At 67.0% G+C, this 24,369-nt stretch carries 23 protein-coding genes; 7 read left to right on the plus strand and 16 right to left on the minus strand.

The genetic code is table 11. The annotated features are described in order from the left end of the window. Positions 1 to 143: 143 nt before the first annotated feature. From ACFWHR_RS14450 to ACFWHR_RS14460, 3 genes are all read right to left on the minus strand, one after another. The gene (locus ACFWHR_RS14450) at positions 144 to 920 is read right to left on the minus strand and encodes a sulfite exporter TauE/SafE family protein (protein WP_382449012.1); all 777 of its coding nucleotides are present in this window, start codon (positions 918 to 920) and stop codon (positions 144 to 146) included. A 71-nt stretch (positions 921 to 991) separates the two neighbouring features. Beyond that, entirely contained in the window at positions 992 to 2,527 is a 1,536-nt protein-coding gene (locus ACFWHR_RS14455; protein WP_382449013.1) for a gamma-glutamyltransferase family protein, read from the minus strand. Further along, positions 2,524 to 3,249, minus strand: coding sequence for a FadR/GntR family transcriptional regulator (locus ACFWHR_RS14460; RefSeq protein ID WP_382449014.1), 726 nt, complete (start codon positions 3,247 to 3,249; stop codon positions 2,524 to 2,526). The genes ACFWHR_RS14455 and ACFWHR_RS14460 overlap by 4 nt, the downstream gene beginning before the upstream one ends. Before the next feature lie 253 nt (positions 3,250 to 3,502). Between ACFWHR_RS14460 and ACFWHR_RS14465 the strand changes: the two genes are divergently transcribed. From ACFWHR_RS14465 to ACFWHR_RS14475, 3 genes are all read left to right on the plus strand, one after another. Then, entirely contained in the window at positions 3,503 to 4,402 is a 900-nt protein-coding gene (locus ACFWHR_RS14465; protein WP_382449015.1) for an ABC transporter substrate-binding protein, read from the plus strand. A gap of 82 nt (positions 4,403 to 4,484) precedes the next feature. Next, complete coding sequence (locus ACFWHR_RS14470; protein ID WP_382449016.1) at positions 4,485 to 5,321, plus strand: amino acid ABC transporter permease; 837 nt, start codon at positions 4,485 to 4,487, stop codon at positions 5,319 to 5,321. Continuing rightward, positions 5,318 to 6,124: an amino acid ABC transporter ATP-binding protein gene (locus tag ACFWHR_RS14475; RefSeq protein ID WP_382449017.1), complete on the plus strand. Its 807-nt coding sequence runs from the start codon at positions 5,318 to 5,320 to the stop codon at positions 6,122 to 6,124. Before ACFWHR_RS14470 ends, ACFWHR_RS14475 begins: the two co-directional genes overlap by 4 nt. Before the next feature lie 176 nt (positions 6,125 to 6,300). Here ACFWHR_RS14475 and ACFWHR_RS14480 read toward each other — a convergent pair whose 3' ends face one another. From ACFWHR_RS14480 to lysA, 7 genes are all read right to left on the minus strand, one after another. Next, a complete protein-coding gene (locus tag ACFWHR_RS14480; RefSeq protein ID WP_382449018.1) occupies positions 6,301 to 6,459 on the minus strand; it encodes a hypothetical protein in 159 nt (52 codons plus the stop codon). Further along, entirely contained in the window at positions 6,452 to 7,903 is a 1,452-nt protein-coding gene (locus ACFWHR_RS14485; RefSeq protein ID WP_382449019.1) for an OFA family MFS transporter, read from the minus strand. Before ACFWHR_RS14485 ends, ACFWHR_RS14480 begins: the two co-directional genes overlap by 8 nt. 123 nt (positions 7,904 to 8,026) lie before the next feature. Further along, complete coding sequence (gene pyrE / locus ACFWHR_RS14490; protein ID WP_382449020.1) at positions 8,027 to 8,581, minus strand: orotate phosphoribosyltransferase; 555 nt, start codon at positions 8,579 to 8,581, stop codon at positions 8,027 to 8,029. Positions 8,582 to 8,603: 22 nt separating this feature from the next. Next, complete coding sequence (locus ACFWHR_RS14495) at positions 8,604 to 9,425, minus strand: amino acid ABC transporter ATP-binding protein (protein ID WP_382449021.1); 822 nt, start codon at positions 9,423 to 9,425, stop codon at positions 8,604 to 8,606. Then, positions 9,422 to 10,411: an amino acid ABC transporter permease gene (locus tag ACFWHR_RS14500; protein ID WP_382449022.1), complete on the minus strand. Its 990-nt coding sequence runs from the start codon at positions 10,409 to 10,411 to the stop codon at positions 9,422 to 9,424. Before ACFWHR_RS14500 ends, ACFWHR_RS14495 begins: the two co-directional genes overlap by 4 nt. Beyond that, positions 10,408 to 11,358 (minus strand): ABC transporter substrate-binding protein, encoded by a 951-nt coding sequence (locus ACFWHR_RS14505; protein WP_382449023.1) that lies wholly within the window; start codon positions 11,356 to 11,358, stop codon positions 10,408 to 10,410. The genes ACFWHR_RS14500 and ACFWHR_RS14505 overlap by 4 nt, the downstream gene beginning before the upstream one ends. 76 nt (positions 11,359 to 11,434) lie before the next feature. After that, positions 11,435 to 12,736: a diaminopimelate decarboxylase gene (lysA, locus tag ACFWHR_RS14510; protein WP_382449024.1), complete on the minus strand. Its 1,302-nt coding sequence runs from the start codon at positions 12,734 to 12,736 to the stop codon at positions 11,435 to 11,437. 130 nt (positions 12,737 to 12,866) lie between these two features. Between lysA and ACFWHR_RS14515 the strand changes: the two genes are divergently transcribed. Beyond that, positions 12,867 to 14,495 carry a PucR family transcriptional regulator gene (locus tag ACFWHR_RS14515; RefSeq protein WP_382449025.1) on the plus strand — a complete coding sequence of 543 codons (1,629 nt, stop codon included), beginning with the start codon at positions 12,867 to 12,869 and terminating at the stop codon, positions 14,493 to 14,495. Continuing rightward, positions 14,492 to 15,370: a Sir2 family NAD-dependent protein deacetylase gene (locus ACFWHR_RS14520; protein WP_382449026.1), complete on the plus strand. Its 879-nt coding sequence runs from the start codon at positions 14,492 to 14,494 to the stop codon at positions 15,368 to 15,370. Before ACFWHR_RS14515 ends, ACFWHR_RS14520 begins: the two co-directional genes overlap by 4 nt. Positions 15,371 to 15,683: 313 nt before the next feature. On the opposite strand, the gene ACFWHR_RS14525 is transcribed toward ACFWHR_RS14520, so the two are convergent. The 3 genes from ACFWHR_RS14525 to ACFWHR_RS14535 all read right to left on the minus strand — a co-directional run bounded on the left by ACFWHR_RS14525 (position 15,684) and on the right by ACFWHR_RS14535 (position 19,284). Continuing rightward, positions 15,684 to 17,084: a pyridine nucleotide-disulfide oxidoreductase gene (locus ACFWHR_RS14525; protein WP_382449027.1), complete on the minus strand. Its 1,401-nt coding sequence runs from the start codon at positions 17,082 to 17,084 to the stop codon at positions 15,684 to 15,686. A 137-nt stretch (positions 17,085 to 17,221) separates the two neighbouring features. Further along, complete coding sequence (locus tag ACFWHR_RS14530) at positions 17,222 to 18,235, minus strand: polyprenyl synthetase family protein (RefSeq protein WP_382449189.1); 1,014 nt, start codon at positions 18,233 to 18,235, stop codon at positions 17,222 to 17,224. 41 nt (positions 18,236 to 18,276) lie between these two features. Next, a complete protein-coding gene (locus ACFWHR_RS14535; protein WP_382449028.1) occupies positions 18,277 to 19,284 on the minus strand; it encodes a class I SAM-dependent methyltransferase in 1,008 nt (335 codons plus the stop codon). A gap of 97 nt (positions 19,285 to 19,381) precedes the next feature. Between ACFWHR_RS14535 and ACFWHR_RS14540 the strand changes: the two genes are divergently transcribed. After that, positions 19,382 to 20,662: an isochorismate synthase MenF gene (locus ACFWHR_RS14540; protein WP_382449029.1), complete on the plus strand. Its 1,281-nt coding sequence runs from the start codon at positions 19,382 to 19,384 to the stop codon at positions 20,660 to 20,662. Between the two features lie 24 nt (positions 20,663 to 20,686). Here the strand turns inward: ACFWHR_RS14540 and ACFWHR_RS14545 are convergent, their stop codons facing one another. The 3 genes from ACFWHR_RS14545 to ACFWHR_RS14555 form a co-directional block, all read right to left on the minus strand. After that, the gene (locus ACFWHR_RS14545) at positions 20,687 to 21,556 is read right to left on the minus strand and encodes a PPK2 family polyphosphate kinase (protein WP_382449030.1); all 870 of its coding nucleotides are present in this window, start codon (positions 21,554 to 21,556) and stop codon (positions 20,687 to 20,689) included. Positions 21,557 to 21,630: 74 nt separating this feature from the next. Further along, positions 21,631 to 23,454, minus strand: a complete 1,824-nt coding sequence (gene menD / locus ACFWHR_RS14550) for a 2-succinyl-5-enolpyruvyl-6-hydroxy-3-cyclohexene-1-carboxylic-acid synthase (protein WP_382449031.1) — start codon at positions 23,452 to 23,454, stop codon at positions 21,631 to 21,633. Beyond that, positions 23,451 to 23,996 (minus strand): PLD nuclease N-terminal domain-containing protein, encoded by a 546-nt coding sequence (locus ACFWHR_RS14555; RefSeq protein ID WP_382449032.1) that lies wholly within the window; start codon positions 23,994 to 23,996, stop codon positions 23,451 to 23,453. The genes menD and ACFWHR_RS14555 overlap by 4 nt, the downstream gene beginning before the upstream one ends. 84 nt (positions 23,997 to 24,080) lie before the next feature. Between ACFWHR_RS14555 and ACFWHR_RS14560 the strand changes: the two genes are divergently transcribed. Continuing rightward, positions 24,081 to 24,338, plus strand: coding sequence for a DUF4229 domain-containing protein (locus tag ACFWHR_RS14560; RefSeq protein WP_382449033.1), 258 nt, complete (start codon positions 24,081 to 24,083; stop codon positions 24,336 to 24,338). Positions 24,339 to 24,369: the final 31 nt, after the last annotated feature.

Genomic DNA, 24,369 nt, shown 5'->3' on the forward strand with positions numbered 1-24,369 from the left:
CGCCGCCCCCCCCCCCACCCCGGGGGGGTCTATTTGGTGGCCGTGTTGGGCCCCCCAACCCCCGGACTCTCTCCCCCCGGCGGGGGGGGGGGGGGGGGGGGGGGGGGGGGGGGGGGGGGGGGGCCAGCGAGGGAGCGCTCGCGTTAGGCTTTCGTGCGGAGCTTGCGGACGAGCATCTGCACCAGAATGAAGCCGAGGTAGACCGAGAACGCGACGTTGCCCCAGAACGGGTCGATCCACACCGCGAAGAAGTTGCCAATCGGCACGCACACGCAGGCGCCGAGTCCGACGATCGCCGCCGCGCGCAGGTCAACGTTCTTGCGCCGGAAGTTGCCGATCGTGCCCGAGATCGACCCCGGAATCATCATCAAAAGCGACGTGCCCTTCGCCACCAGGTCGCTCGCGCTGAAGAAGAACATCAGCACCGGCACGACCACCACGCCACCGCCGACGCCCAGCAGCCCCGAGAGCACGCCCGTAATGAAGCCCGTCACGATCAGCATCACCACGGTCAGCGTCGTGAGCTCAATCTCATCACCGCGCTGCGGTACCACGAACCACAGGCTCACGATCACGACCGCGAGAAACCCCATGAAACCCCACTGAATCGCGCCGACCGGCAACTTCGCGAGCAGCGCGCTGCCCACCTGCGCGCCGATCACGATTCCGATCGCCAGGCACGCTCCCGAGATCCAGTCAACGTGCCCCTGCAGTCCGTAGGTTGTCGCGCCGACAATCGCGGTGGGCAGGATCGCCGCAACCGACGTGCCCGCCGACAGTTTCTGCGGCATGCTCAACCACAGCGCGAGCGCCGGCACGATGATGGTGCCGCCCCCGATCCCGAACAGCCCGGAGAGGATGCCGCCGGCGATACCGACGAGGATGAGGGGAAGAAACCCGGGGCGGGCAATCTGGTTCATGTGCTGCTTTCTCAAGTGCGTACTGCTGAAGTGAGCGTCAGGGTGGCGGGCGAGACGGCCAGCCAGAGGAGTCAGACCACGATGGCCGAACCGTCGGATCGCGGATCGCTTGCCGCGTCGACGCCGTCCGCGGTGAGGCGAATCAGGTTCGAGTGGCCCAGATCTTCGGTCACGGGCGGCACTACCTTCAGTGGGAACCCCGCTGTGGCGATCGCCTCGTGCACCTCGCCGGGCACGTCCTCCTCGATGGTAACGCGCACGACACCGTCGACGCCGGGCTCGTCGACGATCCAGCGCGGCGCGTGCGTCGCTGCCTCGGGTGACGCCCCGGCCAACGACCGCAACAGCAACTGGGTGTGGATTTGCGGCTGCGCCGATCCACCCATCGTCGCTGGCACCCAGGCCAGCTCGTCGCCGCGCAGCACGAGCACCGGCATCAGCGTGTGACGCGGGCGCTTGCCCGGGCCGAAGGCGTTCGGATGCACGGGGTCGAGCGAGAACGAGGTGCCACGATTTTGAAAGAGGATGCCCGTCTCGGGTTCGAGCACGGCCGATCCGAATCCGAAGTACACCGAGTTGATGAGTGAGATCGCCCAGCCGTCTGCGCTCACGGCACTCAGCCCGACGGTGTCACCACTCGGCTTCGCCTCGCGCACGGGCGGGTGCGCCGGAGCATCGGCCGCGATCAGTTCGGCGCCGGTCGCGCCTCCGAACCTCGGGTCGGCAAGCGACGCAGCACGCACCGCGTTGCTCGCGCGGAACGACTGTGCGAGCGCTCCGGCGCCCGCGCCGAGCGGATCCGAAATGCCAGCGGCAATGTCGCGCAGCGCGCGCAACAGCATGAAGCCGGAGGTGTTGGGCGGCCCGGTCAGCACGCGGTGCTCACCGAAGGATCCTTCGAGAGGCTCGCCCCACTCTGGGGTGTACGCCGCGGTATCGCTGAGCGAGATTTTCGATCCGAGTCTCTGCAGCCCCGCCGTCCACTGCTCAGCGAGCGACCCCTCATAGAACTCCGCGGCACCGCCAGCTGCGAGACGCTTCAGCGACTCCGCGAGGGCGGGCTGCACGAGCGGTGCACCCTCGACGAGCGGGAGGCCGCCATCGAAGAAGACGCCGCGGCACCCCGGATCAAGTTCGAGCACCTCACGGTTCTCAACGATGGCGGCGGCAACGGAGCGAGCCGTCGGCACGCCATCCTCGGCGTGCCGGGTCGCCGCCTCGAGGTGCTGATCCCAGCGCCGCGTCGCGCCGTACTCGTGTAGCGCGTGCCAGCCGCGCACGCCGCCTGGCACCGTGACGGTGTCGATGCCGCGCAGCGGCAACAGGTCACCGTAGCGCTCCCGCAGCACGTCGAGAGACTGCGCACCGGGCGCAGTGCCGGTGGCGTTGAGAAACCTCACCTCGCCCGACGGGCTGCGCACGAGTGCGACCAGATCGCCGCCGAGGGCTACATTGTTCGGGTATACGACGCAGAGGGTTGCCGCAGCGGCGATCGCGGCATCGATGGCATTGCCGCCCGCGCGCAGCACCTCAGCGCCCGCCTCGGTCGCGAGGTGGTGCGAGGTGGAAATGGCGCCGCGGGCCGCCGACTCTGTGGGAGTGGTCATGCTGAGGGATCCTCCTGTGTCGTCGCGGCGTGCGCGATCTGGCTACTGATATCGAGCACGTGCGCCCGCGCCTCTTCCTCGGCGCGCTCGGCGTCGCCCGCCGAGATCGCCTCGAAGATGCGACGGTGGGCGATACTCGAGGCTTGGCGACGTGCCTTGGTTTGGTAGCGCCCGGCACGGCTCGGCGCGATCTGCTGAGCGATCTGCTCGTTGATCAGCTCAAGCAGCGGATTATGCGCGTACTGCGCGATGGCCTGGTGAAAGGCGCGGTCGAGTTCGGCGTAACGCTCCTTGGTGACGTCGACCTCCATGGCCTCGACCAGCTCGCGCAACTGCGCCAGATCTCGCGCCGTCGCCCGCGTGGCAGTGATGCCCGCGATCGGAGGCTCGACGATGGCGCGCAGCTCCATGATGTCGTGCAGTTCGGGCCGCAGCGCTGCCAGCTTGCCGAGCGCGCCGTCAGAGACGTCGGCTCGTTCGCCGGGGCTGAGCACGATCGTTCCGCGCCCGGGGCGGCGATCAATGAGGCCGCGATTCTCGAGCTCGCGCAGGCCCTCGCGGATGGAGACGCGCGAGACGCCGAAGTGCTCGGCCAGTTCGCGCTCGGGCGGCAGGCGCTCCCCCGGGGCGAGCTTGCCGTCGAGGATCAACCGCTCGATGTCGACGGAGAGGCGATCGGGCAGCGAGAGCGTCGTTGCTCGACCGATGTCATTCCAGTCCACGTGCGCCTCCATTGTGCTCGCGAGATACGGCCTGTGCTCTCGTGATGCTATCTGAACCGATCTTCACCGGTGTCTGTGTTTCAGTTCCGTTTCGACTCGGCCTGCCCGTTGACGCGGGAGCCGATACCGGGGTATGTTCCATTCAGTTCATCCGTTGGTCTGACCAACTGCTGATCGAGCATACACCCGTAACATCCGGGATATGCAACCTTTCCCCCGGCACCCGCCGGGGTCACCGAATGGAGAAATCATCGTGGCTTTCCCCCCACTCGCGCGGCGCTCCGCCCCCGCGCTCGCCCTGGTCGCAGCTGCGGGCCTTGCGCTCTCGCTGGCCGCCTGCACCGTCACCTCGAATGACTCAAGCGACGCCGGTGCCAGCGACAAGGGTGATTCGGGCTCAACCGAGACCACCCTCGCTCCGCCGACCATCATTAAGGACGGCACACTCACCATCTGCACCGGTGACAGCGCGCCCAACATCTTCTACGACGACAACAACGAACTGCAGGGCGTCGAAATCGACATCGCCAACGCGATGGCCGACAAGCTCGGCGTCACGACCACCCTCGGCGAGTACGCATTCGCCGGCCTCATTCCGGCCCTTCAGGCAAAGCAGTGCGACGTCATCATGGGTTCGCTCTACATCAAGCCCGAGCGCGAAGAGATCGCGAACTTCGTGCCGTACCTCTACTCCGGCACGGCAGTCGCGGTGAACAAAGCAAACCCGAAGAAGGTCACCGGCTTCGACGATTCACTCTGCGGCACGAAGGTCGTCGGCATCACGGGCGCTACGGGCGCCGCATCGGCGCAAGAGAAGTCAGACGAGTGCGTCGCAGACGGCAAGCAGCCGCTGAACATCACCCTCGTCGACGAGGGAACGAACGCACTGCAGCAGGTCCTCGCGAAGCAGGCCGATGCGTTCATCGACACCACCGAGATCGTCAGCTACTACGAGAAGCAGTCAGACGGCGATCTGATGGCCATCGGTAAGCCGTTCGGCAAGATTCGCATCGGGGCAGCGACGCTGAAGGACAACACCGAGCTGAACACCGCCCTCGACGACGCCTTCGCGGCGATCGTTGACGACGGCACCTACGCCGACATCCTCGCCAAGTGGGGCGTCGAGTCGAACGACATCACCCAGCCCGAGTAACCCCTCGTTCGCGGCGGCCGGTGCGGCCGCGTCACTCCGGCCCACCGACCACCGCGAACATCGGCAACAGGAAAGTTAGCTTATGAAATTCGACTGGGACTACTTCTGGCAGAGCCTCTTCACGCCGAGTGAGAGCTTCCTCAACGGACTCGCCCTCACCGTCGTGATCTCGGTGATCGCGATGGCGCTCGCCTTGATCTTGGGCCTCCTCATTGCGCTCATGGGCCGCAGCCGCTTCGTGCCGCTGCGCATTCTCGCGAGCCTCTACATCTGGATCATTCGCGGCACTCCGCTGCTCGTGCAACTCGTCATCATCTATACGGGCTTCGCCGCAGCGAACCTCTTCCGCTTTGAGGATTTCACGCTGGGGCTGCGCCTCGAAGAGGTCACCGTCGGCATCCTCATCAAGGGCGCCGTGCAGGCCGCAATCGTCGCACTGATGCTCAACGAAAGCGCCTACATCTCCGAGATCGTGCGCGGCGGCCTCGAGTCCATTGAAAAGGGACAAACCGAGGCCGCACTCTCCCTCGGCATGACCCCGCTCGGGGCGATGCGCTGGATCATTGTGCCGCAGGCGATTCGCGTCATGGTGCCGCCACTTGGCAACTCATTCAACGGGCTCATGAAGAGCACCTCGATCCTCTCCATCATCGGCGTGGCCGAGATGTTCCAGGTCAGTAGCTCAATGAGCGCGGCGACGTTCAAGGTGTTCGAGATTTATATCGTCGTCGCCCTCTACTATCTGCTGTTGACGACGGTCTGGACCGTCATTCAGACGCAGATCGAGAATTGGCTCAACGCGAAGGCCGGTCTCCCGAAGGCCGAGTCGGTCTGGAAGCGCCTGTTCGGCTTCCGCAGCAAGCGTGATCGCCTCGCCCCGAAGAGCCCGATCGCCGACCTGGAAGGAGTCGCGGCATGAGCGCGACCACCGAGTACACCGCCCCCGTCAGCATCACCGACGGCCCCATCGTGCGCACGGTCGCCATCAACAAGTGGTTCGACGACCGTCACATCCTTCACGATGTTTCGCTCGAGATCGATCGCGGCGAGGTTGTCGTGCTCGTGGGCCCGTCGGGCGCCGGCAAGACCACGTTTCTGCGCACCCTGAACCGGTTGGAACCGATCGACGGCGGCGAGATCTACGTGAACGGCCAGCGCATCGGCGAGCGAGTGCGCGAAAACGGCAGCGTCAGCGAGATCTCGGCGAAGGCGCTCGCCGAACAGCGATCCGACATCGGTTTCGTGTTTCAGCACTTCAATCTCTTCCCGCACATGACCGTGCTCGAGAACATCTGGCACGCCCCCGTGCGAGTGAAGGGCGAGAAAAAGGCTGACGCGATCGCGTACGCGCGCGAACTGCTTGAGCGGGTCGGGCTCTCCGACAAGGCCGACGTGCGACCTCGTTCGCTCTCGGGCGGGCAGCAGCAGCGCGTGGCCATCGCCCGCGCGCTGGCAATGCGACCGGCGCTGATGCTGTTCGATGAGCCGACGAGCGCGCTCGACCCCGAGATGGTCGGCGAGGTGCTGCAGGTCATGAAGGATCTCGCGAAGGCGGGCATGACGATGATCATCGTGAGCCACGAGATGGGGTTCACTCGCGAGGTGGCGGATCGCGTCGTCATCATGGACGCGGGCGCCATCATCGAGCAGGGCGACCCCGAGCTCGTCTTCACGAACCCGAGCCACGAGCGCACCCGCCAGTTCCTCTCAAAAATCCTCTAACACCTCACCTCAACCCTCAACCCTCATCCCACCCACCCACCCTTCGGCAGCGGGGTAACTATTGGTGCGTGTCGTGCGTGCAACACGCACCAATAGTTACCCCGCTTCGGAGGGCGCCAGCGGACAGAGGCGCCAGCGGGCGATGGGCGCCAGCGGGCGGCCGGCGGCCGCGCGGGTCAGGCGCCGAAGAGGGCCGGGATCTTCAGGACGAGCTGCCAGAGCCCGTATCCGAATGGGATGATCACCCACGCCCAGGCGAGCGCGATCAGCGGTTTCGGCACCGGCCTCTCCTGCACCTGCACCTGCGCGGCCCCCTGCGAAGTTTGCTCAGCCACGTGCGGTCCTTTCAGTCGTCGAGCGTGCCGGTTCGGTGCGGGCCGAGGCGGCCGCTCCCGTATCCGGCTCGAAGAAGCGCGCATTCACCGGTCGAATCAGTTCGTTGCAGACGAACCCGACGATCAGCAGCGCGATCATGATGATGAAGGCGGTCTTGAACGCCGGCGGCCCGGTCAGCCCGGCCTCGTGCTGGTGTTCGGAGATCGCGTTCACGATCAGCGGCCCCAGCACACCCGCTGTCGACCACGCGGTGAGCAGACGACCATGGATCGCGCCCACCTGGTAGGTGCCGAACAGGTCGCGCAGGTACGCGGGCACGGTTGCGAAGCCCGCGCCGTAGAACGACAGGATCACGATCGCGCAGACGATAAACAGCGGCTTGTTTTGATCCCCCATGAGGATGATGGCGAGGTATAGCAGCGCCCCCACACCGAGATACAGGCGGTACATGTTCTTGCGCCCGACCCGGTCGGAAAGCGCCGACCACCCGAGTCGCCCGAGCGAATTCGCGAGCGACAGAATAGCCACGAAGCCTGCGGCGGCCGCCACAACGCCGGTCGTGCCTGGGAAGTACTCCTGGAAAATCGGCGAGGCCTTTTCTAGGATGCCGATGCCCGCGGTCACGTTGAAGCAGAGCACCACCCACAGCAGCCAGAACTGCGGCGTCTTGATCGCGTTCTTTGCCGAGACGTTGTTCGTCGTGATCAGCCCGTGCGACTTCACCGCCGAGGGATCCCAGCCGGTGGGCTGCCAGCCCGGAGCCGGCACGCGAATCAGCATCCACCCGAGCGCCATGAACACCGAGTAAATGAGCGCGAGCACAACGAACGTCAACCCAATGCCCGCCGGATCAGGCACGTGCTCGGCGATTCCGTTTGCCGGATCGGCCGCAACGTAGTTGCCACCGAACGCCGTGAGCAGGCTATTGCCGAGCGGGGCCGCGATGAGCGCACCACCACCGAAACCCATGATCGCGATGCCCGTCGCGAGGCCGGGGCGGTCGGGGAACCACTTCATCAGTGTCGACACGGGCGAGATGTACCCGATGCCGAGAGCGACCCCGAAGACGCCACCGTAGCCGAGCAGGATTAGCCAGTACTGGCTCGTGTAGAAGCCGAGCGCGGCGAGCAGGAACCCCACGAGGAAGCAGGACGACGACACGACCATCGCCCACCGCGGGCCGCGGGAGTCGACGCGCGTGCCGAAGATGGCCGCCGACAAACCGAGCACGATAATGGCGATCGTGAACGGAAGCGCGCTCTGCACCTCCGACACCCCGAGCCCGTGCTCGAGGGCCGGCTTGAACACGCTCCACCCGTATGCCTGTCCGATCGACAGGTGGATCGAGAGTGCCGCCGGCGGCACGAGCCAGCGCGACCAGCCCGGCCTCGCCTCGATGCGTCTACGCTCCAAGAAACCCGCGCTCATAAGTTCTCCGTTCATCGCGGAGCCGTGGCCACCGACGAGCGGTAACCGGCGACTTCGTTGTCTCCGTGTACTTGTGCATCGCAGCTTACTTCATAGCGTTTCCATCGGGCGCACTTGCGGCGTTGGAAGTTGCTCCAATTATTGGGGAGCGAGACCCAAATCGTCGAGCCCGATCGCGTAGCGGTACTCGAAGCCAGCCGCCTCAATGCGCTCCTTGGCAGGGGCCTGGCGATCCACCACGACCGCGACCGCAGCGATCTCGGCCCCGACCTTTTGCAGCGCCTCGATCGCTTTCAGCGGCGAGCCGCCCGTCGTTGACGTGTCTTCGACCACCACGACGCGCTTGCCCTCGAGATCGGGGCCCTCAACCTGACGGCCCCGGCCATGATCCTTCGGCTCCTTGCGCACGACGAACGAGTCGTAGACCTTGCCCTGCGCGACGCCCTGGTGCATGATCGCTGACGCGATCGGGTCTGCACCCATCGTCAGCCCGCCAACCGCGACGACGCCGTCGATGTCATCAATGAGATCAAGCATGACCTGACCGATGAGAGGCGCCGCGCGGTGGTCGAGGCTCAGCTTGCGCAGATCGATGTAATAGGTCGCCTTCTTACCGCTCGTGAGGGTGAAGTCGCCGTGGAAGACGGCCTCACTCGTGATGAGTTCGATGAGCTGTTCGCGCGCAGTGGTCATGCTGCCGATTCTACCGGCGGTGTCAGGCCACGCTCTCCAAGAAGTTGCGCGTGCGCTGGCGCTGCGGGTTGTCGATCACCTCGTGCGGCGGCCCCGCCTCGACGATCACGCCGCCGTCCATGAACGCCACCTGATCGGCGACGCCGCGGGCAAAACCTATCTCGTGGGTCACCACGATCATGGTCATGCCCTCCGCGGCGAGCTCGCGCATCACCTCGAGCACGTCGCCAACCAGCTCGGGATCGAGCGCGGAGGTCGGCTCGTCGAACAGCATCACCTTCGGGTCCATCGCGAGCGCGCGCGCAATCGCCACGCGCTGCTGCTGACCGCCAGAGAGCTGCGCGGGGTAGTGCCCCGTGAACTCCCCGAGGCCCACGCGTTCGAGCAGCTCGATCGCGCGCGACTTGGCGACACCGCGCGCGGCGCCGACCACGCCGATGGGCGCCTCACACACGTTCTCGAGCGCGGTCAGGTGCGGAAACAGGTTGAACTTCTGAAACACCATGCCGATGCTGCGGCGCTGGCGGGCGATCTGACGCGGGGTCATCTCGTGGATCTTCGCACCGGCCTGGCGGTACCCGATCAATTCACCGTCGACGATGATGCGGCCACCGTCGATGGTTTCGAGGTGGTTGACGCAGCGCAGCAGCGTCGATTTGCCAGAGCCCGAGGGCCCGAGCAGAACGGTCACGGTGCCAGCGGGCACGGCGAGCGACACGTCGCGCAGCACCTGGTGGGCCCCGAAACTCTTGCGCACGCGCCGAATCTGCACGAGCGCGTCGGGGACGACGGCGGGGGCTGCGACGGGGGCTCCGGGGGCTCCGGCGGGGGCGACTGCGGTCATGATCCAACCACCTCTACGGTTGTCGTTGCTGGTGCGGGGGCCGGCCCCGCCTGGCGCGAGCTGAATGCACGCTTGATTCGCTGGAAGGGGGTGGGCGGCAGATTGCGCGAACTGCCTCGGCCGTAACGGCGTTCGAGGTAGTACTGCGGAATCGAGAGCACGCTCGTCATGAAGAGGTACCAGGCGCTCACGACGAGCAGCAGCTCGACCTGCTTCAGGTTCGACGACGAGATCACCGACGCCTGCGTGTAGAGCTCCATCACCGCGATCACCGACAGCAGCGACGTGTTCTTCAGCATCGAGATCAGCTCGTTGCCCATCGGCGGAATGATGACGCGCATGGCCTGCGGCAGCAGCACGCGGCGAAACGTGTAGAGCGGCGACATGCCGAGCGAGTAAGCGGCCTCACGCTGGCCCTCGTCGACCGACATCATGCCGGCGCGAACGATCTCGGAGGAGTACGCGGCCTGGTTCAGGGTGAGCGCGAGCAGACCGGCCACGAACGGTGTGACCAGGCTGTTCGTGTCCACTGACCAGAACACGACGTCGGTCAACGGGATCCCGAGCGTGATTTGATCGAACAGCAGCCCGAGGTAGCCCCAGAGCACGATCTGCACGAGCACGGGAGTGCCGCGGAACGCCCACACGTAGAACCACGCGACGGTGGTGAGCACCGGGTTCGACGCCAGTCGCATCGACGCAATCACGATGGCGAGCAGCGTCGAGACGACCATTGAAACCACGGTGATGACGATCGTGAGCCAGACGCCCTCGATGATGCGCGGATCGAACAGGAACTCACCGACGGTGTCGAAGTCGAGGTTCGGGTTCGTCGCGATCACGATGATGAATGCGACGACGAGCGCGAGCACCACCACGGCGCTGACCCAGCGCCACGGCCGACGCAGCGGGATCGCGACGACGTCGTCCTCGGTGCTCAGCTCGGGCACCGTCGCCCCCGCCAGTGCAGGCTGGGTCGTGGTCACGAGGCGTCCGATCCCTGGTTGATTTCGGCGGAATCAACTGCGTAGGCCTCAATGCCGTTGCGCTCAAGCACCTTCGTGTAAGTTCCCTCCTCGATCAGCGCCTGCAATGCCTGGCGCACGGCCTCGACCAGCTCAGTGTCGCTCTTCAGCACACCGATGCCGCTGTAGACCGGGTTGAAGCCCGCCGGGTTCTTCGGATCGCGTACGATCTCGAAGGCGTCGCCGTCTTCCGTGGTAGCCACGACGTACTCCGCAACCACTGCGTCAGCGGTGTAGGCCTGGCTTTTGCCCGCGCGCAGCGCGGTCTGCGCGTCGAGGTCGCTCGGCAGTTCCATGACGTTCACGTCGCAGTCCATCGCGCGCAGCAGCTCGCCCTGCACGGTCGCCTTCTGCACCGAGACGGTCTTGCCGCAGAGATCCTCCTGCGTGGTGATCTTGTCGGGGTTGCCCTTCTTTACGGCGATTGCGAACCCGCCGTGCGTGTAATCGACAAAGCTCAGCGTCTTCTGGCGCTCGGGCGTATCGTTCATGCCACTCATGATGATGTCGTTCTTGTTGGCCTGGAGCGACGGAATCACCGAGTCGAACGCCTGCTTGTTGAGCGAGACATCGATACCGAGCTTCTGCCCGATCAAGCGACCCAGTTCGGGATCAAACCCGATCTCACGGTTGTCTTTGTCGTACATCGCCATCGGCGGGAACGGGATGTCGACGGCAATGTTGATGACGCCGGCCTTCACGATGTCTTCGGGCAGGAGCTTCGTCAGGCTCTCGTCGGCGGTCGTCGAGATCTCGTCGCCGGTCGGGAGGCTCGAACTCGCAGCGGATCCCTTGTCTCCCGAATCAGTCGACCCGCCGCCCGATCCGCCGCTTGAGCAGCCGACGAGCGTGAGGGCGGCGACGGCCGCGAGCGAGAGAAGCGTTACCGCGTTGGATTTGGTGTGCATGAGAGGTTCCTTCGTCATTGGAGGGGTAAGGCGTGAGGAGCGGCGGTGCGAGCCCGCTAGCGCCGCAGCGAGCTCGCTACAGCTGGGCCGCCGGTGAGTGCAGCGCGAGCAGGTCTTCGTAGGTCTCGCGGCGGGCGACGAGCCGAGCCTCGCCGTCGCCCACGAAGACGATTGCGGGCTTGAGCGCGCCGTTGTAGTTGTTCGACATTGTGTAGGAGTAGGCGCCCGTCGTGGCCATCACCACGAGGTCGCCGACCTGCGTCTCGGGGAACGGCGCACCGTCAACGAGCAGGTCGCCCGATTCGCACTGCCGACCGACGAGCTGCACCGATTCACTCCAGGGTTCGTTGAGTCGGTCTGCGACGATCGCCTCGTAGCGCTGGTGCGTGAGGGCGACGTCGAGCTGATCGGCCATGCCGCCGTCGACCGCCACGAAGACGTTGCCGGTGCGCTTCACCGAGACGACGCGATACAGGGTGACCCCGGCGCGCGCCACGACGGCGCGGCCCGGCTCGATCATGAGCTTCGCGTCAGCAGGCAGGTGCTCGCGCGCGGCCTCTACGATCGAATCAAGGTAAGCGTCGACCTCTGGCGCCTCTTCGCCCGGCGTGTACGTCACGCCAAGCCCCCCGCCGACGTCGTAGGTCGCGAACGTACCCGCGGTGGAGATGTTGCGCACGGCCTCGGCAAACTGATGCGTGTTCAGGATCTGCGATCCGATGTGCAGGTGCACGCCCTCGAACCGCATGAGCGGGTGCGCGCGCATCCGCTCGATCGCGCGGTGCGCCTGATCCATCGGAAGGCCGAACTTCGAGTCTTCGCCGCCAGTCGCTTGCGAAGCGTGGGTCTCGGCCTCGACGCCGGGGATTACGCGAAGCAGCAGGTTCTGCGGGCGCTCGAGCAGGCGCTCGAGACGGTCGAGCTCGTCTTCGTTGTCGACGATGATCGCGCCGATGCCCGCTTCGAGCGCCATCGTGAGCTCGGCATCGGTTTTGGCGTTGCCGTGGAAGTAGATGCGTTCGGGGGCCACCCCTGCGGCGAGCGCGAGGCGAAGCTCGCCGCCGCCGGCGACGTCCACCGAGAGGCCCTCTTCGTGCGCGACGCGGTACATGCCGACGATGGGCAGCGACTTCGATGCGAAGAGCACCTCGGAGTTCGGCCAGCGCTGACGCAGCCCGTCGACGAAGCGGCGAATCTGGCGGCGGAGGCCGGTCTCGTCGATGATGTGGAGAGGCGTACCGTAGCGCTCGGCGAGCACGTCAACGGGAACGCCGCCGATCGCCAGGATGCCAGCCGCGGTTGCCGTCGATTCCTCCGGCAGCACATCCCAGAGTTGATTCAGCCGATGGCCGACCTCTGATGTGACGTTCGCGTGCATGCGGGACTCCGTTCGCTTCGTTGCGGCTGTGCTGCGTGTGCTGCTCGTGCTGCGTGTGCTGGTTCTGCTGTTGACGACGATATGCGAGTCCGTGCGCGCAAGACTTAGAGATTTCGCATATGTTTGACGGATGAACGCAGCGATTACTCCAAGTGTCGTCGAGCACGAGATTCTGCTCTCGGAACTCGTGGCAAATCTCGAGGGAGATGTCGGGGTGCTGCTCGGCCCAGATAGTCGCGGGGCGGCTGCTTCCCACGACCGCTTCGTGCGCGGGGTCGAGTTTTACGACGCGTTCGGGGCCGACCCGACCGGTGCCGGGCTCTTGCTGCTCGTGCCTTCGCCCGACACGCTCTCCGTCGCCCGCATCACGTCGATTGCCGCTGACGTCGCGCAATCGTCGACGGCCGCGCTCGCCCTGAAGTGTCGATCCGAAGACGTCGACGTGCTCTCGGCGCTCGCCGCGCGCACGGGAGTCGCCATCATTCGAGTCATGGATCACGTGAGCTGGCGCCTCTTCGACTCCATGCTCGCCCAGGTCTTCGGGGAGCGCCGACACACCGAAGATACCCACCGCAATACCGGCGTCGAGCCGCTGTTCGCGCTTGCGAACGAGCTCGCTGAGGTGTTCGGGGGGTCGGTAGCGATTGAGGATCTCGCGCGGCGCATCATCGCGTACTCTTCGGTGCCCGATCAGCTCATTGACCGGCTCCGCACCCAGGGTATCTTGACCAGGCAGGTTCCCGATTCGCCGTTCAACGACGACCAGTACCGCACCGTACTGAGGTCGGAGACGCCGATCAGGTACCCGCGACTCGATGACGAGGAGCCGCGCGTCGCCTTCGCGATCCGGGCCGGCGCGCTTCCCCTCGGCACGATTTGGGCGATTGACGCCACGGGAAGTACGCATCTGACGCCCGCGCAAGACACGCACATTCGGACGGCGGCGTCGGTGGCGGCAGCCCACCTGCTGAACGACATTCACGCCCGCAAGACCACACAGATTCCGCGCGAGGCGCGGCTGCGCACGCTGCTCGACGGTACTGACGTGACGGGTTCCGAGCTCGCTGAGCTGGGGCACGACGAGGAGCGCGGCAGTCAGCTCGTTGCGTTCGCGCCCGCCCAATCGGCGCCCGCGACGACGCTCGCCCAGCTTCGCTCGACGGTGCAGCGTCACCTGTCACTGCACCGTCCCGAGTCAGTCACCGTCGTGCGCGGCGACCGCGTCTACGCGCTGGTCGCGCATCAACCAGCGCTGCCCGTGGCGCAGCTCATCGAACCGCTGCTACCCATCATCGACCGTCTCGTCGGCTTCGACACGCGGGTCGCACTGCCGGGAACCGCGCACCACTCCGGCGAGATATCATCTCACCGGCAGCTGGCCGACCGGCTGCTCGATACGGCCGCGCGGCACGCCCGCACCGTGACGTCGCGCATCGTCACCATCGAAAGCGTGCGCACGCTGCTCGTGCTGGAACGCGTCAACGCCGTGTTCACCGCCGAACCGGCGCTGCGCTCGCCCCGTCTCGCAGCGCTCCTCGACGGCGACCCGCGCAGCGCCGAGATACTTGCCGCGTGGTGCGCGAACTTCGGCAACATCGCGCGCACCGCCCGGGCCCTGGGAGTGCACGAAAACACGGTGCGATATCGTGTGCGGCAGGCCGAAGAGAAATACGCGGTCGACGTCACCACACCCGACGCGATACTCACGACCTGGCTGGAGCTGCGGGCGCTGCTCGCGAACGAGATGAGGGACGCATGACCGATCCGGCTGCGGCAGGGCGGCCCGCTCCTGTCGCGAGCGACGCGTCGCCCGCAACCCTTGAGCGCCTCACCGATCTCTTTCAGGCGGCGCCCCTCGCCGTGCTCACCGGGGCGGGCATCAGCACCGACTCCGGCATTCCCGACTACCGCGGTGCCGGCAGCCCGCCGCGCACTCCGATGAGCATCACCCAGTTCATGCGTGACCCCGCATATCGCCGCCGCTTCTGGGCGGGCGCCAGGGTCGGCGCGCTGCGCGCTGCCGGGGTAACCCCGAACGCGGGTCACCGTGCGCTCGCGCGTTTCGAGGCGGCCGGGCTGACCAACGGCGTGATCACGCAAAACGTCGACAACCTGCACCGGCTCGCGGGGTCTCAACGCGTCATCGAATTGCACGGCAACGGAGGCGTCATCCGCTGTACCGAGCACGGACACCGCTTCACGCGCGATGAAGTGCTCGGCTGGTTCGATGACCTCAACCCCGGATTCGCGGAGCGCAACGCAGCCGCCGAGATCGCCCCCGACGGCGACGCAATCGTCGGCGATACCGACACCGTCACGGCGCCGAGTTGCCCGGAGTGCGGGTCGATCCTGCGCCCCGATGTCGTCTACTTCGGTGAGTTCGTGCCGAAACCCGTGTTCGAGGCGGCCGAGGCCCTCGTCGCCGGTGCAGGTGGTCTCCTGCTGATCGGCACGTCGCTCGCCGTGAACACGGGCATTCGGCTCGTCCACCGCGCGCAGCTGCGCGAGATCCCGATCGCCGTCATCAACCGCGGCCCGACCGCGGTCGACGCCCGCGACTCGGTGACGGTGCGCGTCGAGGGCGGAGCGGCCGAAACGCTAGCCGCCCTCGAACCCCTCCTCGCCGGCGGCTAACGGCCCGGGCGCCGGCGCCCCCGGGTGGAGGGGGACGGCAAAACACGGGGGCCGGGCCGGTGAGGTGGGGGTGTGTGGGGGCGGTTCTCCGGCCCCGGCCGCCCGCCGGGCAGGCCCGCCCCGCCCCCGCCGCCGGCTACGGCCCGGGGCGCGGCCGCCCCCGGGTGGAGCCCCAACAAACTCCGTCTCTCAGGCGCTGAGAAGCGGAGTTTCTGTCGCCTCTTCACGCGGCCCGGGCCGCCGAGCTAGCGAGGCCCCCGGCCCCGCGCCGCCGCGCCCCGGGCCACCAGGCCCGAACCCGGATCTCCCGACCCTATTCCCCCCGGGAGATCCGGGTCATCTCGTCGCGCGGCACTACCTTGATGCGGGTGCGGCCGTGCGGTTCGCCAAGGGCGAGTTCGTGTTCGTCGAGGCGATGCCAGCCCTCGATCGTCGTGTAGGGCACGCCGCGCGCCTCGAGCAGCGCGGGAATCGCGAGCGGCTCTGGGTCTTCGGGCGTCCACAGGTCTGCGCGATCCTCGAGCAGGCACTCGAGCGTCTCCATTGCGTCAGACTTCGTGTGTCCGATGAGGCCTACGGGGCCGCGCTTGATCCAGCCGGTCGCGTAGATCCCAGGAATGTGCTGCCCCTCAAGATCGAGCACGCGGCCCTGCGCGTTCGGGATCACGCCCTTCGCGTCGTCGAACGGAATCTCGTCGAGCGGAGACCCGAGGTAACCGACCGCGCGGTACAGCGACTGCATCGGGATCACCTCGAACTCGCCGGTGTCGATGATGCCACCCTGGCCATCGGGCGCCGTGCGCTCGATCTTGAGCCCGGCGACGCGACCGTCTTCGACGACGACCTCGACGGGCTTGGACCAGAAGTGCAGGTGCAGTCGGCGTGACGCCGGAGCGACGTCTCCGGCTTCGCGGGCGCGCTGCTCGTCGCGCCACTTGTCCATGATGCGGGTCATCACGATGACCTGCTTGTTCTTCGCGAGCGTCTCGTCGGCGTAGGCGTCGTCGTGCGCAAAATCGCGCTCGTCGATCACCATGTCGACGTCGCGCACCTCGCCGAGTTCGCGCAGTTCGAGCGGCGTGAACTTCACGTACTTCGGGCCGCGGCGACCGAACAGGTGCAGTTCTTCAATGGGGTTCGCGGCGAGCCCCTCGTGCACATTCTGTGGAATCTCGGTCGGCAGCAGGTCTTCCGCGTGCTTAATCAGCATGCGCGAAACATCGAGCGCCACGTTGCCGTTACCGACCACTCCCACCGAGCGCGCCTCGAGCGGCCAGGTGCGGGGCACATCGGGGTGGCCGTCAAACCAGCTGACGAAATCGGCGGCTCCGTACGACCCGTCAGCGTCGATGCCGGGGATCGCGAGCGCGGCGTCGCGGATCGCTCCCGTTGAGAAGATCACCGCGTGGTAGTGACGCTTCAGATCGGCGAGCGTGATGTCTTGCCCGTAGCGCACGTTGCCGAAGTAACGAATCGTGTCGTCGCCGGTCTCGCCCGAGCTCGCGCGATCGAGCACGTCGCGCAGAGCGGTGATGATGCCTTTGATGCGCGGGTGGTCCGGCGAGACGCCGTAACGGACCAGGCCGTAGGGCGCCGGAAGCTGCTCGAAGAGATCGATCTCGACCGCGAAGTCGCGTTCCGCCTTCAGTAGCAGGTCGGCCGCGTAGATTCCCGCGGGCCCTGCTCCAACAATCGCCAGTCTCATCTTGCTCATCGCGCTAGTACTTCCTTCCGTTCCCCGAACGGTATTCTCCGCGGGGATTGAGAGACTCGGGTGGTGCGGTCGTGCAGTCGTGCGGTGCTGCGTGCCTTGCACGAAGCCGGGGCAGACACCGGGCCGAAGCCCGGCGCTCAGCCTTCGCGGTTGACGATCGAATCGGCCATGCGCTCAAGGGCGCGTTTCACCGACGACTTCGGCAGCACGTCGAGCGCTGCCACGGCTTCCTCGGCCCACCGATGCGCGGTGGCCTCGGTTTCGCGGGTGACGTCGTGGGTTTGCAGCGCACGCACCTCGGGATCGAGCAGCGCGGGATCGGCGCCCTTCTCGATCTCAGCAACACCGGCTTGAATGCGCGCGAGCAGGGCGGCATCGTCTGCGTTGCCGGCGGCAGCGCGCTCCTGCAGCAGCAGATACGGCAGCGTGACGACTCCCGCGCGCAGATCGGTGCCGGCGCGCTTGCCCGTCTGCTCCGACTTGGGCGAGAGGTCGATGACGTCGTCGATCAGCTGGAACGCGACGCCGATGCGCTCACCGTACTCGGTGACGGGATCGGCGAACTCTGCCGGCGCGTTGCCGAACATGACGCCCATGCGCGCGGCCGTCGAGATAAGCGCGCCCGTCTTGTCGGCGAGCACCTGAATGTAGTGAGCTTTCGGATCGTCGCCCTCCTGCGGCCCCACGGTCTCGTGCAGCTGCCCCAGGCAGAGGCGCTCGAACGTGCGCGCCTGCAGCAGGATCGCGTCTTCGCCCATGCCTGACACGAGCGACGACGCGCGAGCGAAGAGCAGGTCACCGGCGAGGATCGCTACCGAGTTCGACCACACCGTCTGCGCGGCGGCAACGCCTCGACGCAGCTTCGCGTCGTCCATGACGTCGTCGTGGTACAGCGACGCGAGGTGCGTCATCTCAACGGCCTCAGCGGCGCGACGCACGAATTCGTTGGGGCCGGAACCGAGCTCGCTCGTGAGCAGAGTGAGCATGGGACGGATCCGCTTTCCGCCCGCCCCCATCAGGTAGCGCGCGGGCGCATCCGCGACAGGTGAGGCGAAGCGGAGGTGCTCGAGCAGCTCTGATTCGACGATTTCAAGCTGCTGCTGGATCTCTTTGGCGTGCTTGCGGTCGGCAGCGCCGCGGAAGAGGCGCATCGGCAGCGCCTGTGTCGCGGTGTCTTCGGCCAAGGGGCGACTCACTGTGCGGCTCCGGCTCCAGTTTCAGGCGCGGGCTTCGGCGCGGCGGGCTTCTTGGATGCCGCTGGCTTCGGCGTAGCGGGCTTCGCCGTAGCTGGCTTCGGCGCGGCAGGCTTCTTCGTCGCAGCGGGCTTCGCAGCGACTGGCTTCGCTGCGGCCGGCTTCTTCGCAGCCGCAGGCTTCTTCGCGGCAGCGGGCTTCTTCGCCGCAGCGGGCTTCTCAGCCACCGCGGGCTTCTCAGCCGCAGCGGGCTTCTCAGCCACCGCGGGCTTCTCAGCCGCCGCAGGCTTTGCCACTTCCCGCGGCACGAACCCGCGGTGCAGCGCCACAATGCCGAACGTCAGGTTGCGGTAGGCGACGCGCTCGAGACCGGCCTCGCGCATCCACGCGGCGAGCTCATCCTGGGCCGGCCATTTTTCAATTGACTCGTTAAGGTAGCGATACGCGGCTGCCGCGTCGCGATTGATGGCCCCCGCAACGCGCGGCAGCACGTGGCGACCGTAGAACGCATAGGGACCGCGCACCACTGCGGACGGCGGAGTTGAGAACTCCGCGATAACGACGCGGCCACCCGGCTTGACGACGCGTCGCATTTCACGCAGCACCGCCTTCGGATCGCTCACGTTGCGCAGGCCGTACGAGATCGTGGCAGCATCAAACGAGTCGTCTTCGAACGGCAGCTCAGTCGCGTCGGCCCACTGAAACTCGATCAGGTCGTTGTGCCCGTAGCGATTGCGCCCCTCGGCGAGCATGCCCTCCGAGAAGTCGGCAGCGACGACGTGCGCACCGTGCGCCGCGATCGCAGCAGACGAAGTGCCGGTGCCGGCCGCGAGGTCGAGCACGCGCATGCCCTTTCGCGGCGCGATCGCCTTCGTCGTCGCGATGCGCCAGAGACGATCATTGCCGACGGTGAGCACATCGTTGATCAGGTCGTATCGCGGCGAGACCTCATCGAACATTGCGGAAACGTCGGCGGCGTGCTTGGTTGCGGTATCGGGGCGGGTCACTCCCCCATCGTATCCCGAACCGCTATGCATCTCCTGGGGTATCGGGCGCGATCGGCCGAACAGGAAAGCAGCCAGGCAGGAGGAGTAGATTGGCACGGTGACGAGCACTCCCCTGGCGCCCCGCCTGCGCGCGACGACTCGGCCTCTGGAGCACACCCCCGATCTGCTCGCGCTGGCCGATTCGAGCGCCCCCCTTCTCTGGACCCGCGGCGACCGCGGCTGCGTCGGCATCGGCGAAACGCTGCGCCTGACCTTTACGGGAGCAGACCGTTTCAGCGAGGCCGCGGCAGCCTGGCGCAGGATCGCCGCGGCGGCGACCATCGACGACCCCGTGCGCATGCCCGGCTCAGGTCTCGTCGCGCTCGGCTCATTCGCGTTCTCCGACCACAGCGTCGCCGAGAGCGTGTTCATCGTTCCGCGGCTCCTGATCGCCCGTCATCGTGGACAGGCCTGGATCACGGAGATCACACCCGCCGATGCCGATCCCGCACAGCTTGTCGTTCCCGAAGCCCGCGAGCCCGGAGCGTGGCCGGGGGCCGAGCTGCGAGACCGAGTGCTGCTCGACGGCGGCGATTCAGTGGCATCGTACGTCGCCGGCGTGCGCGAGGCTGGCGCGCGCATCGCGCGGGGTGAGTTCGAAAAGGTAGTGCTCGCGCGCCAGCTCGAGGGCACGCTGCCCGAGGCGTCTGATGTACGGGTGCCTCTGAAGCGCCTCGCCGATCAGTATCTCGACTGCTGGACGTTCGCCGTTGACGGCCTGATCGGTGCAAGCCCCGAGACGCTGATCCGCTCTACGGGCGGCGCAGTTTCGGCTCGCGTGCTCGCGGGTACCCGCGGTCGGCACGCGGACGACCCGCAGCGCGACCTCCGCGCTCGCGACGAGTTGCTCACGAGCGCCAAAGAGCAGCACGAGCACTCGTTTGCGGTGCAGAGCGTCGTGACCGCACTGTCGCCGTACGTACGCGAGCTGCACACGAGCGAAGAGCCGTTTCCGCTGCAATTGCCGAACGTGTGGCATCTCGCGACCGACCTCGGCGCTGCACTCGGCGAGGAAAGCTCGGCGATTGAACTCGTCGGCGCCCTCCACCCAACCGCCGCCGTCGCAGGCACCCCCACGTCGACCGCCGTTGCAGCGATCGCAGAGCTCGAGCCCTTCGATCGCGGGCGGTACTCGGGCGCCGTGGGGTGGATCGACGCCGCCGGAGACGGCGAGTGGGTCATCGCCCTGCGCTGCGCTCAACTCGGTGACGCGGTCGACGGATCGCGATCGATCGTTGCGAGCGCGGGTGGCGGCATCGTCGCCGGATCAGACCCCACCCACGAACTCGGCGAAACGATCTCGAAGTTCCGCCCCATCACTGAGGCGTTCGCCCAATAGGTCGGGCCAGGCGCCCGCCAGCGGCTACGGCCAGCGCAGGTCTTGCGAGTCGACCACGCGCTGCCGCTCGGCCGCCGCGTCGAAGTCGGGTTCCGGCCAGTGCGGGCTGAGCGCCACAAGCTCCGAAATTACGATGCGCTGCACAGCGGCGCGTGCGTACCACTTCGAGTTCGCCGGGACCACGTACCAGGGCGCCTCGTCTGAGTCGGTGCGCTCGATCGCGGTTTGGAACGCGGCCATGTACTCAGCCCAGTGCAGCCGCTCGTCGACGTCGCCGGGGTTGTACTTCCAGTGCTTTGCGGGGTCGTTGAGGCGAGACAGCAGGCGTTCGGCCTGCTCTTCAGGCGAGATGTGCAGCATGATCTTCACGACGCGCACACCGGCGGCCGTGATCCTCCGCTCGAAATCGACGATCGCGCCGTAGCGTCGCTCGATCTCGTCGGCCGGGGCAAACTGGCGCACTTTTTGGATCAGCACATCTTCGTAGTGCGACCGGTCGAACACCCCGATCACGCCTGGCCCGGGCACGCGAGGCTCGACGCGCCACAGAAAGTCGTGGGCGCGCTCCTCGTCAGTGGGAGATTTGAACGAGGTGAGCTCGAGTCCGTAGGGCTCAGTCTGACCGAAGACGTGATTGACGACGCCGCCCTTGCCCGCGGCGTCCATGGCCTGCAGCACGACGAGCAGGCGGTCGGGCGCCCCGAGTCGACTCTGCGCGAAGAGTTTTTCTTGCAGTTCACGCAGCTCTTGGGCGGCGCGAGTGAGTTCTTTCGCGCCATCGCGCTTATGAGCGTCCGTGCCGGGCTTTGCGCCAGGATCGACCTCGCTGAGCGTGAACCCGGGGCGCACCCGTAGCAGCTCGGCGACCTCATCAGTCCAGAACGTCGTCGTCATCGTGTCTCCTCACGTCACGGGCGCGTTCTACTCTATGGGTTTCCTGGTGGGGGCTCGTAGCTATGGGCTCCCGGCTATTCGGTGAGCGGGATCTCCACGATGCTCGGCCCGGTAACCGGCTCGGTGAGTAACCGTTCGAGCTCGCCGCGGTTGGCGACCCTGCGGTACTCCCAGCCGTACGCCGTCGCGAGCGCGGCGAGGTCAGCGCGCTGCGGGGTGCGCATGACGCGCTCGAACGCACTCGGGTCGGCGGTGCCCGCGACCTCGAGACCGTCGAAGATCGTTCCGCCGCCGTCGTTGCCCACAAAGAGCTGGATGCGCGGGCGGGCCTCGCCCTCAAGCAGGAGCAGCGATCCGGCATCGTGCAGCAGCGCGAGATCGCCGATCAACACCCGCGTCGTGCCGGCCGCCCGCGCCGGATCATCGTCGCGCTGACTCGCGGTTGCGATACCGAGCGCGGTGGCGACCGTGCCGTCGATGCCGGCGAGCCCGCGGTTGGCGTGGACGTTCACGCGGCGCGCTGGGGCGAGGCCGTCGAGCACCCGAACCAGGCGCGAAGCCGCGACGACGAGCCGGTCGTGCGGCCAGGTACTGCGCCACACACTCTCGACGAGCAGATCGCGCGACACCGGTTCACGCATCGTCGCAACCTCTGAGCGCGCGTACGCGCTGCGCTCCTTATACCCCGGGGCGAGCGCTGCGTCGAGATCGGGTTCGTGCACGGTGGTGCGATCGCGCTGCAGCGCTCGGTCGGCGACCACCCAGGCGCCGAGCCAGCGACGGAGTGCGCGGGGGTCGTGATCGTCGCCCACGCGCGCCTCGCGCACAACTCGTGCGGCGCGGCTCGGATCGACGTGTTCGACCCCCTCGCCCAGGTGAGGATCAACAACGATGACTTCAACGTCGTCTCGCCGAAGCAGCGCGGGGACCTGCCTGGTCAGCGTCGGATGCCCGAATACTATGGCGCGTTCTGTGAGGCCGCCAATCTCAGGATCGTCAATGAGTGTCGCGTACCCCGTGATGGCCTCGCGACCGAACCTCGAGCCGCTCACGACCTCGGCGAGGAGTGGAAGGCCCGCTGCTCGCGCGAACGCTTCGGCAGCGGCGCCAGCGCCCTCACCCGCAATGACGACGGTCAGGGTGTCGCCCGTGTGCACGTATGCGTCGGTTGGGTGTGCGGGCGTATCGGCCGCGCCTGTCGACTCCGCTGCTTGGGCTTCGGCTGTTTCAGCTGTTTTGGCGGCTTCCGCCGCTTCAGCTGCTTCCGCCGCCGCAGCCTCGAAGCCGGCGACGATCATGCGATCGAAGCCCCCGGTCCCCGAAAGCGGTTCGCGGAACGAGAGATTCAGCTGCGCCGGGCCGGCGGGCGCTCCCCCGACGCTGCCGAGTGCGGCGGCGAGGCCGCGGGCGGCGAGCGATCCGGGATCGCGTCGCGCGTCTCGAACGAGATCACCGCCTGCAAACTCGGGTGCAGGGACGTCGATCGACCAGCGAGCGAACGCGTCGAAGAACCCCGCCTGCCGCGTCGTTTGATTGCTCCGAATACCGCGCAGCTCCGTCGGGCGGTCGGCCGTGAGGAGCAGCAGTGGAATCCGCGCTTCGTGCGCTTCGAGCGCCGCGGGCATCAGGTTGGCCACGGCGGTGCCGCTCGTCACGATGATCGGCGCGGGCATGCCTGTTTCACGTGCAACGCCGAGGGCGAAGAATCCGGCCGAGCGTTCGTCGAGCGCCACGTGCAGTCGAAGCGCCGACGCTGACTCAGCGGCCGCAGCAGCGAGCGCGAGCGCCTGGGAGCGAGAGCCCGGGCAGACCACGACATCGCGCACGCCGCGGCGCACGAATTCTGCGAGCAGCTCGACCGCGAAGACGGATGATGCGGCGGGACGCGCTTCGCTCACGGCTTCGCGTCGCCGTCGGAGCGCTTTCCGACCTCGTCGCCACTGTCAGACTCTGTGGCTGCGCCAGCGTCGGCGTCCGCGTCGGCGGCCGCGCTGGAACCACCGTCTACGTTTGGGGTTGGTGTGGGCATGGCCTGCGGATCGGCTGCGCCCGAAGTGCCGGACGCGGTTGCCGTCGCCGTGGGATTCTCCGACGGTGTTTCACCGGGGAACGTCTCGTTGTCGAGTTCGCGCAGTCGCTCTTCGAGCTCGCGCATGTGCGCATCGAGATCGGCGTCTGACAGGCGAGCACCCGTGAATCGCGGGTCGTCATCGAGCGCGGCCCGCCTCGTCGCCTGCGCCTGAGCCTGCGATTGAGCTGAGCCTTTGCCGATGAAGAACCAGAGCAGGGCACCGATGACCGGCAGAATCACGATGAGCAGGATCCAGACCGGCTTGGCCACTCCGCGCGCACGCGATCCATCAGTCATCGCGGCATCGACCAACGCGTAGAGCGTCAGTGCAACAGCGACGACGATTCCGATAATCACGAACCGCACCATACCCCAATCGTACCCGGACGAGCTGCGCCACCTCTGGGGCTTGCGCGGAGCCTCAGCCCAGGTGCCGCGGGTACACTCGTGCGGGTGAAGAACCCCCGCACCGCCTGGATCGTGTACGTCGTGCTGCGCCTATTGTTCTTCGCCGTACCGTTTGCCGTGCTCTTTCTGATCGGCCTGCAGCCGTGGCTCGCCGCGATCTTCGCCGCGCTCATCGGCGTCGCCCTCTCGGTTATCTTCCTGTCGCGCCCGCGCGCGACCGCTTCAGAGAGCATTTACGAGTGGCGCAACCGCGACCGCACGGCCGACGACATCGTCGAAGACGAGGCCACCGACGCCCAGTAGCGCGGCGCGGAGGCGAGTGGGCTTCGGTGAG

The organism is Leucobacter sp. NPDC058333, assembly GCF_042726155.1.
Lineage (GTDB): Bacteria > Actinomycetota > Actinomycetes > Actinomycetales > Microbacteriaceae > Leucobacter.

What these genes read in the sequence shown, in the direction of transcription:
- ACFWHR_RS14450 (WP_382449012.1), bottom strand. Translation starts at nt 920, where the DNA reads ATGAACCAGATTGCCCGCCCCGGGTTTCTTCCCCTCATCCTCGTCGGT.
- ACFWHR_RS14455 (WP_382449013.1), bottom strand. Translation starts at nt 2,527, where the DNA reads ATGACCACTCCCACAGAGTCGGCGGCCCGCGGCGCCATTTCCACCTCG.
- ACFWHR_RS14470 (WP_382449016.1), top strand. Translation starts at nt 4,485, where the DNA reads ATGAAATTCGACTGGGACTACTTCTGGCAGAGCCTCTTCACGCCGAGT.
- ACFWHR_RS14475 (WP_382449017.1), top strand. Translation starts at nt 5,318, where the DNA reads ATGAGCGCGACCACCGAGTACACCGCCCCCGTCAGCATCACCGACGGC.
- ACFWHR_RS14485 (WP_382449019.1), bottom strand. Translation starts at nt 7,903, where the DNA reads ATGAACGGAGAACTTATGAGCGCGGGTTTCTTGGAGCGTAGACGCATC.
- pyrE (WP_382449020.1), bottom strand. Translation starts at nt 8,581, where the DNA reads ATGACCACTGCGCGCGAACAGCTCATCGAACTCATCACGAGTGAGGCC.
- ACFWHR_RS14495 (WP_382449021.1), bottom strand. Translation starts at nt 9,425, where the DNA reads ATGACCGCAGTCGCCCCCGCCGGAGCCCCCGGAGCCCCCGTCGCAGCC.
- ACFWHR_RS14505 (WP_382449023.1), bottom strand. Translation starts at nt 11,358, where the DNA reads ATGCACACCAAATCCAACGCGGTAACGCTTCTCTCGCTCGCGGCCGTC.
- lysA (WP_382449024.1), bottom strand. Translation starts at nt 12,736, where the DNA reads ATGCACGCGAACGTCACATCAGAGGTCGGCCATCGGCTGAATCAACTC.
- ACFWHR_RS14515 (WP_382449025.1), top strand. Translation starts at nt 12,867, where the DNA reads ATGAACGCAGCGATTACTCCAAGTGTCGTCGAGCACGAGATTCTGCTC.
- ACFWHR_RS14520 (WP_382449026.1), top strand. Translation starts at nt 14,492, where the DNA reads ATGACCGATCCGGCTGCGGCAGGGCGGCCCGCTCCTGTCGCGAGCGAC.
- ACFWHR_RS14525 (WP_382449027.1), bottom strand. Translation starts at nt 17,084, where the DNA reads ATGAGCAAGATGAGACTGGCGATTGTTGGAGCAGGGCCCGCGGGAATC.
- ACFWHR_RS14530 (WP_382449189.1), bottom strand. Translation starts at nt 18,235, where the DNA reads ATGCGCCTCTTCCGCGGCGCTGCCGACCGCAAGCACGCCAAAGAGATC.
- ACFWHR_RS14545 (WP_382449030.1), bottom strand. Translation starts at nt 21,556, where the DNA reads ATGACGACGACGTTCTGGACTGATGAGGTCGCCGAGCTGCTACGGGTG.
- ACFWHR_RS14555 (WP_382449032.1), bottom strand. Translation starts at nt 23,996, where the DNA reads ATGGTGCGGTTCGTGATTATCGGAATCGTCGTCGCTGTTGCACTGACG.